This window comes from Reinekea blandensis MED297 (assembly GCF_000153185.1).
Taxonomy (GTDB): domain Bacteria; phylum Pseudomonadota; class Gammaproteobacteria; order Pseudomonadales; family Natronospirillaceae; genus Reinekea; species Reinekea blandensis.
In genome coordinates, this window is sequence record NZ_CH724149.1 from 362,222 (window position 1) to 381,345 (window position 19,124).

Consider the following 19,124-nt stretch of genomic DNA (forward strand, 5'->3'; position numbering starts at 1 on the left):
TTCCTGGTATTCCATGCCGGACGCACTGCCTGAGTGTCCGGACCGGTGGAATTCAATCAGCCGGAGCTGAGCGTGATCGGGTAATCTTCGACTTCACCGCTGCCTTCGCCATCAGGGATAAAGCGACAGGGGTCTGGGTTGCTGACATCAATGGACTGAGTGAGAACTCGCATTCGGGTTTCGCCTAATCCACTCTCTGTTGGAACTTCAAATTGTTGAAAATGACTGTGTGAGATTTTCCGGTTCATAACCCGTTCCTCATTGGCGAATGACCCGTCCCGGTTAAAATCAATCCAAGCGCTGACTCTATAAGCATTAAAGTCATAAGTAGGCTTATCGATTTTTACATCCAGGTAATATTTTTTGGTCAAAACGAGCGTGCTTTGGGTATCGAACAACCGGTACCCGTTATCGGCTGCCGTTTCGCTTTTCAGTTCGTCGTAAAGGCCGGTACCGGACAGGGCAACAAAGGTCAGATGGACATCGTCGGAATCGCTACCCGGCAGACAGTAATCATCATTGGTTGCAGAGACTTCAACCGTTTTGGTTGCTTTGCTGGTTTTTCCATCAAGGGTCATTTCCAGCGTAATGCGGTAAGTTCCGGGTGACTCGAAGGTGATGCTGGCGTTGTAACTGGTGGCAAAGGGTGTATCGCTGTCATTCACCTTCCAGGCCCAGACTGCATTGGTCGGAACGTGTTGAGAGGTGTTGTTGATAGTCACGTTGAGACCTTCGGCCACAGCATTGAAGGTGATCTCAGGAGCAGGCGCCGTTTCTTCAGTAAAGCGAACCCGATAGTCTTCGTATTCACCGGCTTTTGCGTAAGCACAGGGCCGCGTATTGTTCGCCCAATCCATAAGAACCCGCATGCGGGTCGTTTTTCCATTGGCCTGTGCGTTTTCCGGAAGTTGAAGCGTTGCGGTCCATTCGCCTTTTTGCTTTTCACTTATCAGTCGTTCGCCGTCGTCAAGGAAGTCATCGTCACCGTTCAGGTCAATGAACACAGACCAGCGCCGGCTGTAGAGTGTGTCGTTCGGTGTCAGTGTCAGATGGTTGTCTTGTCCTAATGTCATTTCGACCGCTGCGAGATCTGAGTAATCCGCGTATCCTGAGGGTTGTGTCGTCGACGCTGGCCAGGCTTGCCCGTTCAGTGCGACCTGCTTGATGTAGTCTGTATTGCCTCCAAAGCCAGAGGGTTGGCAATAGCGATCGGCCTGAGGGATGGCTTTACTGTAGGTTTGGACGTTGTGACCTTGACGCATGGTCAGGCTGACCGTCTGTGCTTCCTGATCCGGGTCGCGAATCAGGCGGACGCTTTGATCAATACGATGGGTGCTTTGATCGGAGTCTCCATCTGCATCGAGGTCCCATTCCCAGCTTGGGCCTGAGCTATTCGATGTCGACGAATGGTTGCTCAGGATGTATTGATCAAAAAATCGGGTAAAGTCGAACAGCGCAGCATCTACATGATTGGTTTGTGTCATCACATCAACATTGGCAAACGCGTTGATGATGGCTTTTTCAATACGTTCGACAGACCAGTCTGCGGGCAGGTCGCTGTTGTTCTGGCGGAAGTTACTGGCTGAATCCAGAATACAGTCGGCCGCACTTTCAAAGGACATCAGTCCGCTCCAACAGTCCGTGGCAGCGGTCATCCATAGGTCATAACCGATGATGGGGGTCCAGCCATCATTGTCAGTCACCAACGTGTAGAACGCTTTGTTGAACACCCCACCGAGATGATGGCCAATGACCCCGGGATGCCAGTCTTTGAGGCTGGCAATTGAGCGACCATCGACTGCCGGGTCGGCGAAATAACGCGCCGCCTCATCGGCGGTTGGCTTGAACGATTCGGCATTGAATTTCCAGTCGTTAACTGAGCCCTGCTGCACGGCGATGGCGTATTCGGTGGCCTCGCCGGCAATGTCGGCAAAGGATTCAGCGATGCCGAATGAAAAGCCGGTGGTCTGATCAAGGCTGGTGTAGTTTTCTAAAACGGCGTGGGCCAGCTCGTGGCCGAGCGAATCGGCCGAAACCATCGGGTAGAAAAATTCAAACCCATCCCCCAAGGCAATAAACTCTCCGTTCCAGAATGCGGAGTCAATCGGGCCATAACTGGTGCGAACCTGAAGCGTACGGTTAGGATCGTTTAACGGACCGCGGGCGCGTGTTTTGGCGTAGCGCTCGTATAAATTAAATGCCACCTGCGCGTGAAACGCGGCGTCGTTTATCGGTGAGTAAGCGCCGATGTCGTTGAAACGGTTTTCTTCATGATAACCTTGCGCATTACAGAGGTACTCAAAGGCATCGGTAGCGTATTGCCCATGGCGAACTTCAACCTGGTTTTTCCAACTGTTACCGTTTGAGTCGATGTGCATGACGCATCGGTCGTCATTGCGTTGCACAAGGAAGGTGTTTGCACTGAGTGCATCATTTGCCGACTCAATAAAGGAGTAGTTCCTCTGTTGGATCAGGGCATTGCCTCCCAATCCGCTGCCAGCCTGTTGCGCATGATTCAGTGTTTCGTGTTTTTGCAGAACGTCTAAAGTGTCCTGGCGGATAACCAGCCGAGGGCGAGTGTACAGACCGCTGGTTGAGTTCTCAGCATAAAACCAGATGTCGTATGTGGACACCGCATGGCCGCCGATAAGAGTTATCGTCGGTTTGACGTCAATGGAGTCGATTTGCCATTGACCAACATCAGAGAGGCTCGTCAGATAGGATTGCGCAATCGCTTCGCCATCGAACGATGGGTTAATGTTTAACGTTGATTGATCGGTTGGTTGGTTTGGGTGTTTCTCAACTGAGTTAAGAGTCCCCGTCGGTAATTGTCCATAGATATCTGTAATGATGCCTTGATTGTCCACCCGGATTGAGATCGTTCCGGTCTGCAATGGCCTGCCGTTCATTCGCGGTTGTAATCGACGAATGTCAGAAGAGGTATGCTCGGGTGTAACGTCTTGCCATTCGATATTGGCTGTTGAACTCAGTTGTTTAGTAATGCGCTCTATGCTCGATGGCTCACTCGCCCAGGACGCTGCGCCTAAGGCTCCAAGACAACACAGTGAATGACGAAAAAATTTATAGATGTCGACTGACTTATTTTTTTGGGGCAAAAGCATCCTGTTGTCCATCCCTGAAGGTGATGAATAAAAAATAGATATTTGAAGTGTGCGCGAATCTTTTATTCAGATGTCGCTAAAAAATGCCATCAACGAACGGGCGGTGGGTGAAGTATCCGCGTGAAATAGTGAAACATGGTTAAATCCTTTTCAGCTTTTGGCTTACGGTTTTGTCGCGTTTTTTGTAACGGCGTTATTTTCAAAAAGATTTTTGTTCGTATGGAAAATGTCAAAACCGCCCGCAGTATCAAACACCTTTTTTCTTAAAACAATGAACGGTTGATGAATTATTGGCCAGTTTTTGTGATGCAATTGGAAAGGATTTAATGGAGTGAAAATGGGTGATTTTTATTGGAAATTATTTTTAGATTAACGTCTAAAAAAAATTCTATGGTATGCGGCGGGGGAAAAATAATTTTGAATAAGTTAGGAAATAGATGGTATTGGATTTTTTAGAGGTTAATCTAAAAAATCCATTAAACAGTTTTGTTTTTATGGGTGTTTTAGGAGGGAATTAAAAAGCCCGCGGGAAAAAGCGGGCTTACGATGAAATGTCAGTTGGACTTTTTCCGGAAAGTGATGAGCAAGCTAAAAACTACCGTTAAAAGCGCCGGGGGCAGTGAACCGCCTTTTTGTTTCGGTATGTTGACAATGCTGGTGTTTGACTTCCCCTGAGGATAGTCTGCGTTGGTGATGGTCAAGGTCACTTCATACTGGCCACCTTTTTTATATTGATGACGACCTTGCAGGCTGTGTGTGGACTGCCCATCACCAAAGTTCAGTAAAACTTCAGAATCATAAGGGATCAGGCTGTCCGTGGCATCATAGCTGAGAGTTCGCTTATCAACGCTGAGCGCTATTGTTGGTTCCGTTAGTCGTTCAACAGTGACTTCTTGTTGCCATTGATCAAGCAGGTGTCCGTCTTGGTCTTCGATTTTGGCAGAAAGCGTATATACGCCGTTTGCCTGATACTGATGCTCTGGTGCTGGTTCTGCGCTGTACTGGCCATCACCGAATGACCATTGCCAAACCAACTGATCATGCCAAGGGGTGTCGTTTTGAACAACGAGAACATCACCCGATAGTTCGGCCCGTAAAACCGTATTCGGTAAGACCGTCCATAGGACTCGATAATCTTCGGCTTCTCCGAAATAGCCGTTATTACCATATACCGAATCGCATGGACCGAAGTCCCGTGGCCCAAGCTCGCTGTACTGCATGGCTATACGCAGGCGGCGGTCATAATGGCCGGGCGGTAAAGACAGTTGGGATAGGTCTAGCCAGCCGGATACCTGACCACTGCCAAGACCGAAACCCGAGGTATCGAATCGATTGAAAACGGCCTCGGACTCGTCAAACTTGCCATCCTTGTCAGCATCCACCCAGGCTCGATACATGGTGGGTCCAAAATCATCTTCCGTCGTTCCGGCTTGAATCTTAATGGGTTGGCGTTGGGCAGACAGCTCTACGGGTGAATCGGCATTAATCAGGCCGCTGGCACTGGCGGTGTTAAACTCGGTGTCACCAAACGCAACGGACGCGATGTAGTCAACATTACCTGTCAGGGCCGATTCACAGTATAGGAAGTCTTCGTCGCTGTTCAGGATTAAGGAAAACGGCATGGTGGTGGATCGCCATTGCCAGTCATCCGGGTCTGGTCCGATGGCTTGTTGATAGCGCCATTCCACTGAACCTGTAAAGCTTCCTGCGGCGTAGGTTGTCTCCAATCGGTTTTTTGGCGTGGTCAGGGTGCGTCCATCACCGAGTGTCCAGATAAACTCCTGAGTGTTCGATTTTTTGTCATTGGGTGCAGTGCCGGCGACCGTCAGTTCAATCTGGTACTCTTGACCGGCCATGCTCAGTGTCCGGTGACGAACTGAACCGCTAAACGCCGGAACCGCCAGGTTCACGTCTTCCGTGGTTACAACACCGCTGGGATTGTCGGGGTTGGTAATGGTCAGCGTGATCGTATAGGTACCGCGAGACGCGTAGAGGTGTTCAGCTTGGAGCCCCGTTTTTTCATCGCTGCCGTCACCAAAATCCCAATGCATGATGGAGTTGTCAGGGTAGGTAGAGTCGGTACCATCAACAGAGACGTACTGACCAAACTTTTCCGTCTCCATTGACGCCAGCGTGGTTGTTTCGACGTTGATGGTCTCCTGCCATTGCTGTACTTCCTGGCCCTGGTTGTCCAGACCACGTGCGGTCACAGTATAGGCCCCGCTCTGGGCGTAGCTGTGTTTGGGCGATGTTGCTGTCGTGGTGTCACTGCCATCGCCAAAGTCCCAGACCCAGGAAGCTATTTGTGGCAGGTTGGTCGCGTTGACGAACTGCATCGCATTCACCAGCGGCACGGCGTCGATGGCGAGTTGTGCAGGTGCGCTGGATTGCCAGCGCAAGGTATAGTCTTCGATTTCCGCAAATCTAATGTCACCACAGGGCAAGCCTGTAACATAAAAATCGGCGGTAATGACGCGCAAACGATAATCCTGATCGAGCTCGCCAATGAAGCCTAATGTGCCGCTCAACAGCCCATCGGTGCCTTGAGCGATCAGGCGTTCAGTGCTTTCAAACTTACCGTTTTGGTCTGCATCCAGCCAGAAATAAACCTGTCTGGTCCGGCCCTGACGCGCCGGATGGTCGCCGGTCAATAATTGGAAAGCAGGATCTGTGTTTTGGAGGATGAAAATCGGATCATCGGAATAGTCGCTGTAACCGTCAGCACCACTGGTTCGTGTTTGCCCGTTCATGGACAGTGCGGCGGTAAACGCATCTTTTGGTGAGTATAGGAGTCCGTTGGCCGTGCAGTAATCTGCAGTTACAGAGACCCGCATACGAATGTCATCCGATTGTCCTTCCGGATCCGTAGCGGTCAGCGTCACCCAATAATCGCCTTCGGCGGGGAAGGTGTGCTCAGGACTGAACTCGGTACTGGTAGCATCGTCGTGGCCGAAATCCCACAGCCATTGCCAGCCCGAAGCGTCCGACGCAACCGCCGTCCCATACGATCGGGTCAGGTTTTCAAAGTCGACGGTCAACAACCGCGTTGTCGGTTTGAACCCGGTTTCAACGCCCAGTTCAGGCATCGCATTGTCAATGCCTACATGCAAAAAGGCTTTGCGGATCTGGTTTTCCAGTTGGAGGTTAGTCCATGGACGGTTGTCCGGTTGACGAAGGCCTTCACTAAGAAAGCGCGATGTCATCTGTGGGACGGTTTGTGCAACGCAATCGGCCGCTTCTTCAAACAGGGACGATTCAATCCAACAGGCCTGGTTAGCTTTGGCAAACAGCTCGAATGCATAGCGGGTGTTCCATGGTGTCGGCCGTGCGGTCATTTTGCTGGTGGCAAGCGTATAGAAGACTTTATTGAACAGGCCAGATGCATAGTGAGGCGGTACGCCTCGGTTGTAGTCATCGATGTGCTCAACTGAAACGCCATCCAGCGATGGCCGGTCTAGGTAGCGCGCCGGAGTCCCGTTGCGGTTTGTTTCCTGGCCGGTTTGCCAGGTATTGCTGCCATAAAGATAAAACTCAGCGGCTTGGCCGGCCATGTCTGAAAACGATTCGTTTAGGGCGCCAGCCTCAAATTTGGACATCCATTTTTTGTACTCAGTACCAACGCCATAAGTAAAACCATGCGCGATCTCATGGGCGACAATGGTCAGTTCCACGGGTGGATACATGGCTTCGTGGCCGTCTCCATAGAACAGCGATTCCAGGTTCCGGTCAAAAAAAGCATTGCCGACATAGTAACCGTAATGAACGTATTGGCGAATGGGCTCGTCATAGTAAGGCGAATGCCCAAGGTAATGCCGATACATCTCAGTCGTCATCTGGCCCCGGTAATGCACGTCATTAAGCGGGGACTTGGCATGATTGTAAGGGCGGTGCGTGTTGGTCGTGTTGTCTGTGCAGTCAAAGGTATAGGGTTCTGTGGGGAGGTCCTCAGTGCGGTTCCCGGCGTCGATGGTAATCACGCCGTTTGCTGCAAAGCTGCATAGCCGTGTGCTGCCAAAGTCTTCTTGCGACAATGCGAAGGTTGTTGGCGGACTATACGCAAGTCCTGTCGCTTCATAATCCTCCCGGGGTGCGTTAGGGTTCCCGGACGGTCCGGCACCACCGACAACTTCCCCTTCCAGCATCGAGTGCAGGCCGAGAGTTGACTGCAATAATCCACCGGTTTGGTTAAGGATCAGTTGTCGGTTAACCCGATGTTGGTCACTTGTGCGTATGTACGTAACATCAACCAGCAACGCATCGTGTGCCCGATTTGCCTCATCAATGAATATGACTCGCCGGTGATTTATATCCGAAAACGCTGTGGACGGATCGGAGTCGCCCAGTAAGGCGTGTAACTCGGCAGTTGTAGGGAGCGGTATGTTATCACTCAGTGTTGGGATATCTGTTTCAATGTGGTTTAACAGTCGGCCATAGCCACCTGTAATTTCGCCCTGATCGTTTACGGTAACCAGAATGTCATGATTCAGAATGTCGATGGCTTGGTAAGCTAATTGAAACCGATAGAAACGACGGCCAGCCTGTTCGGTCTGGTTCAGGGGTTTGAAAGTCAGTGATGCAGGTAAGTTAAAACGATTACGCAGAGTCGCGATGATCTGGTCCGTTGCTGTACCCTGGCTAACGGCTTGTCGAGGCGCCGGCGTCAGAGTTGTTTGAGCCGGTTGATGCTTGAGTGTGTCAAACAGCGGAATGGTCTCTGCTGCCCAACTCGGCGCGCTCAGTGGTATCAGCACTGCGGCTGCCAGAAGTCCTGTTCGTTTCATCCTTTCTCCTGAAAGTTCCATCGCCACAAGGTGCGTTGATGCGGGGCTGTCAGCGATAGCGGGTCATTATGATAGCATTGATAAAGTTGTTCAAAAGCGAATCGATTTATTGGTTGGGATACGGTTGTCAATCTTTAGAGACAGATCACAACGGCACCTTTGATGGTTAAGTAAAGGGTTCGTTGATAGTCGCTAAGGCATACTATCTGGGTTGTGGATAGCTTCGCGCGGAGCTTCGTGGCAAAGTCTATGCTTTTCGGGATACGCTTTGCTCAGTGCAGGTGGTGAGCATGAACGGCATAAGACTGGACGAGGGACTGTGCAATGGGACGATGGCAAAATTATGTGTTATTGGGAGTATTACTCCTGGCCATTGTTGGTGGGCAGGCTCAGACGCCATCTGGCCTCAGTACCCAAACCATAAACCAGCAAGGACAGGTACTGTACGATGAGTCTGGCGTGTTTAGTGCAAATGATGCCATAGCAGCCTTTGAATCCATCGATGAGAACCGCCAAACAGGATTTACCTTACCCTACAATCGGGGTGTCTATTGGCTACGGTTCAGACTGTCAAACCCGAAGGAACAGATTGAAAGCTACATTCTCGATCTGGACTACATTTTTATTAACAACACCCAGCTCTATCAACGGATTGGTTCGCAGGTTCGGCTGCAGAATGAAATAGACCTGGCCGACTCGGTGTTTGAACGTGAGGTTGTCTATCGTAAGCCGGCGTTTTCGCTTCAGCTACCGCCTCTGTCTACCTCCGAGTTTCTGGTACGGATGGATCTGACCAGCAAAGCCAATGCGGCACTGGAGTTGACACCAAGGCTTTATACACTGCCTGACTTTTTGTCGACACAATTGACGCAAAACCTCACTTTTGCGGCGCTCATTGGATTGTTAATAGCCCTGGCACTGTACAACGCCATTCTGTATGTCCGTATCGGGGTCAAGGGTCACATCTATTACAGCCTCTATTTGTTTTCTTTCGTGTTTACCATCGCCTGTTATGAAGGTCTGTTACTTTATTTGCCCAAGCCACCGCCAGCGGCCTGGGTCATCAGTGGCATGACCATCGCGCCATTAGTTGCCAGCATTTGCCTGATTGCCTTTGGTCTGAATATTCTGCAGTTGAAGCGTTTCCGGCCCAAACTGGGCCTTTGGTATCAGCGGGCCATCTGGTTGGTGCTTGCGATTTTACCGTTGACGCTGTTTCACTTCGGCTGGTTGAGCTTTTGGCTTGAAATTACAGTCGTGGTGCTCACTATTGCATTGGGTGGCATTGCGGCAACGCTCATACGCGAAGGGCATCGGGCAAGTGTGTACTTTGCCATTTCCTTTATCTTCATCGCAGTGGGCTATGGTATTGAAACAACGCTTTACTCACTGCCCTGGCAAAGCATGATAGGAACTGAACTTGCCCGTCAGATTATCCCCTGGATGGAACAGTATTTTTTATACAGTTGTGTGGTTATTGAGGTGTTTTTTCTGGCGTTAGCGTTAGCCAGTTACATTGATGGCTTGCGAGCGCAAACCGCACAGGCACGGCAACAGGTCATTGACCAGTTAACCGATAAAGCAAAATTGAAAGAAGACTATGCGATTCAGTTGGAAAATACAGTCAAGGAACGTACGGACCAACTGAATGAAAAACAGCAAATATTATCCGATCAGAACGATCGACTATTAGAACTGGACCAAATGAAGTCTCACTTTCTGGCGAACTTCAGCCATGAGTTCCGGACGCCGCTGACGTTAATTAAAGGACCGCTGAAACAGATTCTGAATGGAGATCTGGGTGAGCAAAATGACGCAACGCTGCAGGCGATTGCAACGTCCCAACGCAGTGCAGAACGATTGGCTCGGCTGATGGAAGAGTTATTAATGCTATCGCATCTGGAAGCGAACCAGCTAAAGCTTCAGGTACAGTCCACCGAGCTCAACAGCTTCTGCCGGCGAATTGTATCGTTGTTTGAGTACCAGGCCCAGGAGCGCGAGCTGAAGCTTAGTTGTGAGTGTCTGGCAGAGGATACCGTCGCTTTTTGCGATGTTCGTAAACTGGAGACAGTGGTCTATAACCTGATATCCAACGCGATAAAGTTCACACCAAGGCAAGGGGCGATAACCGTTCAGTTAAGTGTTGAAGGCGATGCCGATCAGACCGAACGGTTTTACCGGTTTGAAGTCAGTGATACCGGCCCCGGAATTCCGGTGGAGCAGCGAGAACAGGTTTTTCAACGATTTTATCGACTGCAGAAAGATGCACGCAGTGGTGCCGAGGGTAGCGGTTTGGGTTTATCGTTGGTACGCGAGTTAACTGAAATGCATGGCGGTACCGTATTGGTGACGGAATCAACCATGGGCGGCAGTTGCTTTACGGTTCGTATTCCACTGGGCTTTCAGCACTTCAGTAAAGATGAGTTTGCCACGAACGTCATTGATATGGACCTTTCGGTAAACCCGATTACCCCACCAGTGAATGAACTGAGTCAGCCTGAGCTGAGAGAAGACGGTGAGACGGAAAATCGTCCTTGCTTGTTGTTGGTTGATGATGTGGCGGATATGCGCGAATACCTGGCCGGTCACTTTCGAAAGGATTATCGGGTATTGATGGCCGGCGATGGTCTGCAGGCGTGGGAGGTTCTCCAGACTGAATCGGTGGATGTGGTGGTCACTGACCTGATGATGCCGGTTATGGACGGTATGGATTTATTAAACAGGTTAAGAGCTGATCAGCGGCTGAAGGAACTGCCTGTGTTAGTTCTGTCGGCGCGTTCAGAGCATACCGATCGGAATCTTGCTTTGGCGAACAACGCCGATGACTATCTGGCCAAACCTTTTGATAGCGAAGAGCTGATATTGCGTGTAAACAACTTGGTAAAACGACCGTCATTAACCCCTCAGTCTGCTGAAGCATCATCGGTGACGCCCAGTGCAGATGAACAATGGTTAGCCAAAGCACACGACATTGTTGCTGCGCGGATAAAAGACGATAAGTTCGATGCTCGTCAACTCGCAGAGGCTTTGCATGTCAGTAAGCCGACCTTACATCGGTATTTTGACCGACTCGCGCAAACGACACCGGCGGCGTTTATCCGGGAGCAACGTTTGGCCAGAGCAAAAGTCTTAATGGAGGAGCAAACCTATCGTACCGTCGCAGAGGTCGCGCATGCGGTCGGGTTTAACAGCCCGGGGTATTTTTCCCGGTTATATCGGCAACGCTTTCCTGAGGGACGAAGCCCATCTGAGTAACTGTGGCTCATTTGCTTGACGTGCCATGGTCGAGAGCGAAGTAGCGCCCTCGACCTGGTTTTCTAATCGACTCAGTTCCCGCAAGGGATGGTTATGTCTTTGTCCGCAACCGAAGGCACTTGTCGGTGAAAGGTGTAATAGATTTTGGTATCCCAGCCTCTATTGTCGTTGATATCAAGTTTCCCCGTATAGATCACACCATCTTGTGTCAAAGTGATCAGTTGATTTCCCGTATACGAGTCTCTATCCGATGCTGAATTATTCTCATTGTGGAGATAACGGACATTCCCATACATCCCCAGAACTTGTGCCTGACTGATTTTGGTTGAAGTGCCTTGCCAGTTGTTCAAATAGGTATCGACATGGCTTATTTCAAATTTTTCATCGTATCGGCTATAAAACATTGTTTCATTTCCCGAGGATGTTTTATACATTTGGATAGCAAGTGCCACATTGTCAGTTCCATTTTCTTCGCGTCTGATCTTGGAAAAACGAAGGTCATAGCAACCATCAGGGACAAAAGGAGATGTTGTTAGCCACGTTTCAGGGCCGTCTTTAACGCCATCGGAATCCGTGTCACTGTTGTAGAGTAACGTATCTATTTCGCGCTCTTCCAGATCACTGAGACCATCGGCGTCGGTGTCGACCGCTAAGGGATTACTGGAGAATCGACTTTCATCATAGTCACTGATCCCGTCATTATCGGAATCGTAATCCAGTGGCTTGCTGTTAGCGGTTAAAGTCTCGCCATCGACCCGATATGTTGTACCGGTGACCTGCTCTTGATAGTCACCTAGCCCATCCCCGTCAGTATCCCGTCGACGTGGATCAGTGGCGTCCTCGTTAGTAATCTCCTGATAATCGGAATAATAATCTTCATCCGTATGCGTTGAGTTTGGATTCGTAAAGTAGTCCGTTTCTTCATCGATGGTTTCAATGATTTCGGCTTCGAGCATCACACTGCGATTATCCGAATCGATGAAGGTTTGTGACCAGCGTGCCAGGATGGTGTTACTGTTCTCAACGTAGCGGCCGTTGTTTTCAATAGTAATGCGGCCCGTGACTTCTTCGAGATCACTGAGACCGTCGTCATCGGTGTCAGCGTTGCTTGGGTCGGTGCCGAGGATGAACTCTTCGCCATCAGTCAGACCATCGTTATCGCTGTCGCTGGAACCGATCTGTGAGTAAACGATTTTGGTCTCTTCGTTAACAATGAGGTTGCCATTTTCTAAGTATTTCGAGGTGACCGTGTTCTCCCATCCTGCAGCTTCATAGACATCATCAATCCCGTCCTGGTCAGTATCGTTGCTGTCATAAACGTTCGGGTCAGTTCCAATACGGTATTCTTCGCGGTCAAGGAGCCCGTCGCCGTCGGTATCTTTAATAAATACCGCCATTAATCGGTCTCTGGGTTGTAATACAATGTCGCTGATGTTCACCAGAGGATCATCCAAACTTTGGCTGGACGACATCACGTACCAGACCCCTTCTTGCAGGGAATTACCGGATACGATGCCATCCAGGCTCGCAATGACTTCTTTGGTACCAAGCAACTCACCGCTGTCTTCATCGAAAATATCGATGACCTTCGTTTCAATCCGATGTTGACCCAGGGTGGTCAATGTCTCATCAAAGGCAAGCCCCAGGTTCTTCAGAGATTCGGGGTCTTTGTTGACATTGGTTGCTACCAGATACTGTTTGGTCGTGGCATCAGAGGCGCTGGCCGCGGTGCCGTAATCGATGGTGATTTGAGAGGTGGATGCCTGGATGGCTTCCGCGCGCACCGCAAAGCTGTCTTCTTCCTTACCGTTGGTGACGTAATACATCTCGTAATAGGACGGAACAAACTGGATGCCTTGTGGCTGCAACATGATTTGTTTCATCAGTGCGGTTGAGATGGAATCGTCGGACACCATCAGTTTGGTGGTGCTGCCTCCCGGAGCGAGTTCCACTGAACCCAGGTCGTCTTCATCCAGTCGCAACGTCGCCAGTGTTTGATAGGCCTGAGCGATCCTGACTCTGGCCAGCACCTCAATGTTGGCTAAGCGGAATGTTCGGTTGGAGTTATTTTTGATCTCAATACTGGTCGAGATCCGTGAACCGATGATGGTGACGTTTCGGTTTTCCGCTGTAGCCACAAGTTCCTGATATTGCTGGCTGGCATTGGTAGCCGACTCGGAAGAGACGTTACTGGTGTAGGATTGACTGACAGCCTCGGAAACACTGGCTTCGGTACTGAGCTTGGCACTGCCTTTATAGCCCAGTGCACTGTACTCACCCTGAACTTCAGCAGCGATTTTAATCGCTCGCTCAGTCGCTGTGGCCGTGGCCGTCGAGTTCGCTTGCGCGAGTTTAGAGTTTTGTCCCTCTGCGAGCTGGACGGTCGTGTTAAACGACTCGTTCGTATCGGTCGTTTCCGACGTGAACAGCTGCAGCGTGGGTGCCGAAGACACGGTGATGGCAACTTTTGGTGTATCCGCAATCAGGGGGTTCAGGCCGCCAAGCAGGTACTCATCATAATCGCTTTGCCCATCGCCATCGGTGTCGGCCAGCACTAATGACGTGCCGAGTTTTTCCTCATCAGCATCGGACAAACCATCACCGTCTGTATCTAACTCGGAAGTATCCGGGTTTGAGGGCGGGTTGCCTTTATCGGTGGCATCGGGCTGACAGGCCGCCAGTGTGATCAGACTGATCAGTGCTACGAGCGACAATCGGCTCCAGTAGCGGCCGATTGGGTCACATGAATGTGTAGACATCGTCTCTCTCCTTGTCCCTATGATTAGGCTTTTTAATTAAGTCGGGCCGGGGTCCCGTGTTGTCACGGCCTACTATTTTCCTGAGACGGAAAAAACGCCAGTAGCCTCAAGAGGGTTGAGACCGGATTATCAGCATTTGATGGCTTTGTGAGGGTCTTTGTGTTGGGGTGGAACAAGTGATGTCACAGGTGTCTCAGTGATTGAGACGTTTGTGACAGCGCTGAAAGCCCGGGAAGTAGCGGAATTAAATTTCATTCACAAGTCTTAATCGAGCGTCGGGCCTTTATCCGGGAAGAGCATTCGATATCATGAGGGCAATAGAAAATCCGTAAACGAACATCTCTGGAGAACTGACTTGGCCACCCCATCGCAACACGATCTACGTAAAGAATTCCGTAATTTGCTGGAAAGCGAACGGTGTTATTACACCGCATCCACTTTTGATCCGATGTCAGCACGGATCGCGGCAGATCTGGGGTTTGAAGTCGGGATTCTGGGTGGCTCGGTTGCGTCTCTTCAGGTGTTGGCCGCCCCGGACTTCGCCCTGATTACCTTGTCGGAGTTTGTTGAACAGGCAACCCGGATTGGTCGAGTGGCGACTCTGCCGATTATTGCTGACGCCGACCACGGCTATGGCAATGCACTGAACGTCATGCGCACCATTACCGAGCTGGAACGCGCCGGTGTCGCCGCACTGACCATTGAAGATACGTTGTTACCGGCCAAGTTCGGGCACAAATCGACGGATCTGATCGAGCTGGATGAGGCGGTGGGTAAGATTGAAGCCGCCATCGATGCACGTATTGACCCAACGATGTCGATTTTTGCACGGACCAATGCAGGTCAGCTGTCGACAGAAGACGCCATTGAGCGGGTTAAGGCTTATCAGCAGGCTGGTGCCGACGGCATCTGCATGGTCGGCATTCGCGATTTTGATCACCTTGAAGCGATCAGCCAGCATGTGTTGGTGCCGTTAATGCTGGTAACGTACGACAACCCGGAGCTGGCTGATCGGGAACGCCTGGCTCGCAACGGAGTCCGCATCGTTGTGAACGGCCATGCGGCTTATTTTGCTGCTATTAAAGCCACTTACGACTGTTTGCGCGAACAACGCGGCGTTGATGAAAGCCCGCTCAACGCCTCTGAACTGTCCGAAAAATACTCCACGCTGGACGAGAACCGCGAGTGGGCCAAACGCTTTATGAACGTGCGTGAATAACGCGCTTCGGGTCAGTTCTGCTTAAACCAGGAGACAATGTCGGTCGTTGCGGGAATACCGCCGCTGTGAACCAGTTGTCCGTCGATGACCACAGCGGGTGTACGCATGACACCATAGGTGATCAGCGCTTCCGGACGGGTCTCTTTTTCGACCGTAACCGATGCGCCTTGTTCCTGTGCCAGTTTTTCAATCAGGCTTGCGGTTTTTTCGCATTTTGCGCAACCACTGCCCAGCACTTTGATGTCTTGCATGATGACTCCTTAAAGGTAAACAGCAATCAGGTTGAACAGCCAGCCGACCAGTGTGAATGATACCAGCAGCATGGCAAAAACGGTCGCCAGCAACCGCCATTGCATGACCTGTTTTAATAAAATGAACTCCGGAAAACTGGCGGCGACGGTGCTCATACAAAACGCCAGGGTGGTGCCGATGGGCAGCCCGTGGATGAGCAGACTTTCCATGACCGGAATAATCCCGGTCACGTTCGAATACAATGGAATGGCCAGCAACACGGCCGATGGGACCGACCACCATTGGCCATCGCCAAGATGCTGCTCAATCCAACCGTCGGGCACATAGCCATGCAGCAATGCACCCAAACCCACACCCAGCAACACCCACTTCCAGACTCGACCGAAAATATCGAGTGCTTCGGACTGGGCAAACTGATGACGTGCCCTCAGAGTCAGCCGGGTTGATCCGGCGCCTGACTCGGTCGTATTGGCTTGCGGCGCTTGTTGTCCCTGTTGCAGGGCTTTGGCCGCAAAGGATTGCAACCAGCGTTCGGCGCGTATGGCATCCAAAAAAGCGCCTCCGAGTATGCCGACCAACATGCCCACGGCGACATAAATTACCGTGAACTTCCAGCCGAGAAGGCTGAGCAGCAGTATCAGAGCGACTTCATTAATTAATGGCGATGTCAGTAAAAACGACAATGTGATTCCGATGGGGATTCCAGCGGAGGTGAACCCAAGAAACACCGGAATGCTTGAACAGGAACAAAAGGGCGTGATGGCGCCAAACGCCGAACCGAAAACGTAGCCATACACCCGATGCTTGCCGACCAGAAAGTTGCGTACCCGTTCCACGTTCAGCGTCGCTCGGAACAGCGCAATGGTATAGATCATGATGACCAGCAAGGCATAAATCTTGGTGACATCTTCAACAAAAAAATGAACCGAATCACCCAACTTGGTATCGGGTGTCAGTGACAGCAGTTGAAAGGCAAACCAATCGGCAAATACCGTGAAGATGCTTAACATAGGAAATCTCCCGGTCAGGCACGATGATGTGCGACATGATTATCGGGCGCACATGAAGGGTCGGACACGTTGCTATATATTCGGTATTTAATATATATGTTTAAACCGATATGTAAAGTGGATCGGTCAACGATCGAATCCAGCGTTGTCTTGCGACAATGACCTTACAGGGCGAGGAGACGGCGGGCCATGCGTTGAAACAAGGGCTGGTGTATCGGTAACAGCGCATACCAATAGAGAAAACCTGCAATGCCGGACGGATGCCAATAGGCCGCAATGCGAAGGCGACAGCCATTGCCGTGTTCAAGACAGGTAAACTCGAGGATGCCGGCTCCCGGCGCTTTCATGCCCATCATCAAGCTCAGGCTTTGTCCGGGTTCCAGTGCCACCACCCGCCAGGAGTCGATGGTATCGCCGAGATGTGGTTGTGACCGGGACCGTCCCTTGGTCCGGCCCGGACCGCCAACGGCCCAATCCAACCAGCCACGCAGGACAAAGAGCGCATTCCAGGCGGGGAAACCGTTATCGCCACCGATCCGGGCGATGCGTTGCCATACGGTCTCCCGATCGATATCACCGACCATCTCGACAACGCAACGCTTGGCATAAAAACTGACGTCGCTGCGATACTGCCGGAACTGTATAGCGCCTTCGGTCCAACGGGTGAGCAGTTCGGTTTTTTGTTCATCATCCAGTGCCTGCTGCACCGCTTTCCGGTAGGTGAGCAGCTGTTGTGGTATGGCGGAACGCAACGGAGCGTCGTTTGCACTCAGCGAGTGACTCAGGCCGTCAATGAGTGCACGGGCCAGATTAGTCGGTACGGCGGTCACCAGCCGTAACCAGTAGGAGGACAGTTTGGGCGTTAACACCGGTACCGGAAGAATTCGCGGTTGCCGGCCGACCAAAGCCCCATATTGACGCATCAGGTCCTGATAGCTTAACGACTCAGGGCCGGCAGCATCGAGGATCTGCCCGTGCAGTGACGGATGCTCCGGCAGCTTGGCGAGGTAGGTCAGCAGGTTAGACAGTGCAATGGGTGGCGAGTGAGTGTGTACCCACTTTGGTGTGATCATGACCGGCAGAGCCGAAACCAGATCCCGAATCACTTCATAGGCCGCGGAACCTGGCCCGACGATGATGCCGGCCCGGATCTCCGTGACGGTCAGGCCGGCTTGTCGCAGGATATCTCCTGTCAGTCGCCGGGCTTGCAAATGTTCGGACGGCCCGGAATCCGGAGCCAACGCCCCCAGATAAATCACATGCTGAACACCAGCTTGGCTGGCCGCTTTGGAGAAATGCTCGGCCCACTGCTGTTCACGCGCCATAAAGCCCCGGCCATGGTTCATAGCGTGAATCAGGTAATAGACCGTAGACACCCCTTGCAGAGCTCGTTTAAGCGACTTTGGATCGTCAGCATCGGTAGGGCACAGTTCTACATTGTTCAGTGTTCGTGCGCGGAGGGCATCCAGATGTCGGGCGGCGGCCCGGACCGGAATGCCATCTTTACTTAACTTTGCCGTCAGGTGGGTTCCGATATAGCCTGAAGCCCCTAAAATTAAAGTGGTGGGGCTCGTTGTTGTCATCGTCGTGACCTTTTAACAGTTGCGGGCGATGTATTCAGCATAAACCCAATGCGGTTTTTTGCCGTATGCCATTGTTGAAATTTTTAGCTGTATTGAGGTTGTTTTTGTCATGAGTGTCCGGCGTTTTCAAGTAGGGTGGTTCAGCGGGGTTTGTCTCGGTTTGATGTTGGGGGCTTACGCTCAGTCTGCCGATTTTTCCGAGCTGGATCAGGCGGCGCAGCAATTACCGAATTTAAAGACCATTCAGATCGCTCACCAGGGCGAAGTTGTCTGGGCCAAGGCCTATCACGGCGCAAACCTCGATGCAGTGACGAACATTAAGTCGGCCTCTAAATCGCTGATGTCGGCAATTGTCGGTATCGCCATCGACAAAGGCGTACTCGACGGCGTGGAGCAATCGGTTGCTGCCTTGCTGAATGATCAGCTGCCGGACAATCCGGACCCTCAGTTGCAGGACATTACCGTCGGCCATCTGTTGTCGATGCAGGCTGGCCTGGAGCGAACGTCCGGCCGGAATTACGGCAGTTGGGTGGTCAGTGATAACTGGGTGGAGAATGCTCTGGCCCGTCCCTTTGTCGCAGAGGTTGGCGGCAACATGCAGTATTCAACGGGCAGTACCCATCTGCTTTCGGCCATTGTGATGCAGGAAAGCGGCGAACATACGTATCGACTGGCAAACCGTTGGCTGGCAGGGTCCGGTGTTCGCGTACAAAGTTGGGAGACGGACCCGCAGGGCATTCCCATGGGCGGCAATCAGGTTGGCATGACGCCCGCATCGCTGTTGGCCTTTGGTGAGCTATACCGGCGAGGAGGTGTGACGTCTGACGGCGAACGCCTGATTTCCGAAGCCTGGATTGAACAGAGCTGGACGCCGCGAACCCAATCCCGCTTTCATCGGGGTGAGTATGGTTATGGTTGGTTCATTCAGCCTTTTGCCGGTGTCCCGGGATATTATGGTTGGGGCTATGGCGGGCAGATGATTTATGTATTGCCCGAACTGGAGCTGACGGTCGCCATTACCTCACAGGAAACCCTGCCTTCGGGACGTTCCGGGTATCGCGATCAACTGCATCGGCTGTTAAGCCAGTACATCATTCCGGAGATACGCACAGCCGAATCCTGAGAATGATCTGAAGATGCTTC

Annotated in this window: 9 protein-coding genes; 3 read left to right on the forward strand and 6 right to left on the reverse strand. The window is 51.5% G+C overall.

Features of this window, described 5'->3' with window-relative positions:
• Positions 1-56: 56 nt before the first annotated feature.
• Both MED297_RS01680 and MED297_RS20960 read right to left on the reverse strand, forming a co-directional pair.
• Positions 57-3,122 carry a GEVED domain-containing protein gene (locus MED297_RS01680; RefSeq protein ID WP_161599256.1) on the reverse strand — a complete coding sequence of 1,022 codons (3,066 nt, stop codon included), beginning with the start codon at positions 3,120-3,122 and terminating at the stop codon, positions 57-59.
• A gap of 554 nt (positions 3,123-3,676) precedes the next feature.
• Positions 3,677-7,903 (reverse strand): PKD domain-containing protein, encoded by a 4,227-nt coding sequence (locus MED297_RS20960; protein ID WP_008041769.1) that lies wholly within the window; start codon positions 7,901-7,903, stop codon positions 3,677-3,679.
• Between the two features lie 324 nt (positions 7,904-8,227).
• Here MED297_RS20960 and MED297_RS01690 point away from each other — a divergent pair, with 324 nt between their 5' ends.
• The gene (locus tag MED297_RS01690; RefSeq protein ID WP_008041770.1) at positions 8,228-11,158 is read left to right on the forward strand and encodes an ATP-binding protein; all 2,931 of its coding nucleotides are present in this window, start codon (positions 8,228-8,230) and stop codon (positions 11,156-11,158) included.
• Between the two features lie 71 nt (positions 11,159-11,229).
• Here the strand turns inward: MED297_RS01690 and MED297_RS01695 are convergent, their stop codons facing one another.
• Complete coding sequence (locus MED297_RS01695) at positions 11,230-13,917, reverse strand: EF-hand domain-containing protein (protein ID WP_008041771.1); 2,688 nt, start codon at positions 13,915-13,917, stop codon at positions 11,230-11,232.
• A 355-nt stretch (positions 13,918-14,272) separates the two neighbouring features.
• Here MED297_RS01695 and MED297_RS01700 point away from each other — a divergent pair, with 355 nt between their 5' ends.
• The gene (locus MED297_RS01700; RefSeq protein ID WP_008041772.1) at positions 14,273-15,136 is read left to right on the forward strand and encodes an isocitrate lyase/PEP mutase family protein; all 864 of its coding nucleotides are present in this window, start codon (positions 14,273-14,275) and stop codon (positions 15,134-15,136) included.
• Positions 15,137-15,147: 11 nt separating this feature from the next.
• Here the strand turns inward: MED297_RS01700 and MED297_RS01705 are convergent, their stop codons facing one another.
• The 3 genes from MED297_RS01705 to MED297_RS01715 form a co-directional block, all read right to left on the reverse strand.
• Positions 15,148-15,387 carry a thioredoxin family protein gene (locus tag MED297_RS01705; RefSeq protein ID WP_008041773.1) on the reverse strand — a complete coding sequence of 80 codons (240 nt, stop codon included), beginning with the start codon at positions 15,385-15,387 and terminating at the stop codon, positions 15,148-15,150.
• A 9-nt stretch (positions 15,388-15,396) separates the two neighbouring features.
• Complete coding sequence (locus MED297_RS01710) at positions 15,397-16,398, reverse strand: permease (protein WP_008041774.1); 1,002 nt, start codon at positions 16,396-16,398, stop codon at positions 15,397-15,399.
• A gap of 164 nt (positions 16,399-16,562) precedes the next feature.
• A complete protein-coding gene (locus tag MED297_RS01715; RefSeq protein WP_008041775.1) occupies positions 16,563-17,981 on the reverse strand; it encodes a DUF2867 domain-containing protein in 1,419 nt (472 codons plus the stop codon).
• A gap of 109 nt (positions 17,982-18,090) precedes the next feature.
• Here MED297_RS01715 and MED297_RS01720 point away from each other — a divergent pair, with 109 nt between their 5' ends.
• Positions 18,091-19,104 carry a serine hydrolase domain-containing protein gene (locus MED297_RS01720; protein ID WP_050762844.1) on the forward strand — a complete coding sequence of 338 codons (1,014 nt, stop codon included), beginning with the start codon at positions 18,091-18,093 and terminating at the stop codon, positions 19,102-19,104.
• The last annotated feature ends 20 nt before the right edge of the window (positions 19,105-19,124 follow it).

What these genes read in the sequence shown, in the direction of transcription:
- MED297_RS01680 (WP_161599256.1), bottom strand. Translation starts at nt 3,122, where the DNA reads ATGCTTTTGCCCCAAAAAAATAAGTCAGTCGACATCTATAAATTTTTT.
- MED297_RS20960 (WP_008041769.1), bottom strand. Translation starts at nt 7,903, where the DNA reads ATGAAACGAACAGGACTTCTGGCAGCCGCAGTGCTGATACCACTGAGC.
- MED297_RS01690 (WP_008041770.1), top strand. Translation starts at nt 8,228, where the DNA reads ATGGGACGATGGCAAAATTATGTGTTATTGGGAGTATTACTCCTGGCC.
- MED297_RS01695 (WP_008041771.1), bottom strand. Translation starts at nt 13,917, where the DNA reads ATGTCTACACATTCATGTGACCCAATCGGCCGCTACTGGAGCCGATTG.
- MED297_RS01705 (WP_008041773.1), bottom strand. Translation starts at nt 15,387, where the DNA reads ATGCAAGACATCAAAGTGCTGGGCAGTGGTTGCGCAAAATGCGAAAAA.
- MED297_RS01715 (WP_008041775.1), bottom strand. Translation starts at nt 17,981, where the DNA reads ATGACAACAACGAGCCCCACCACTTTAATTTTAGGGGCTTCAGGCTAT.
- MED297_RS01720 (WP_050762844.1), top strand. Translation starts at nt 18,091, where the DNA reads ATGAGTGTCCGGCGTTTTCAAGTAGGGTGGTTCAGCGGGGTTTGTCTC.
- MED297_RS01710 (WP_008041774.1), bottom strand. Translation starts at nt 16,398, where the DNA reads ATGTTAAGCATCTTCACGGTATTTGCCGATTGGTTTGCCTTTCAACTG.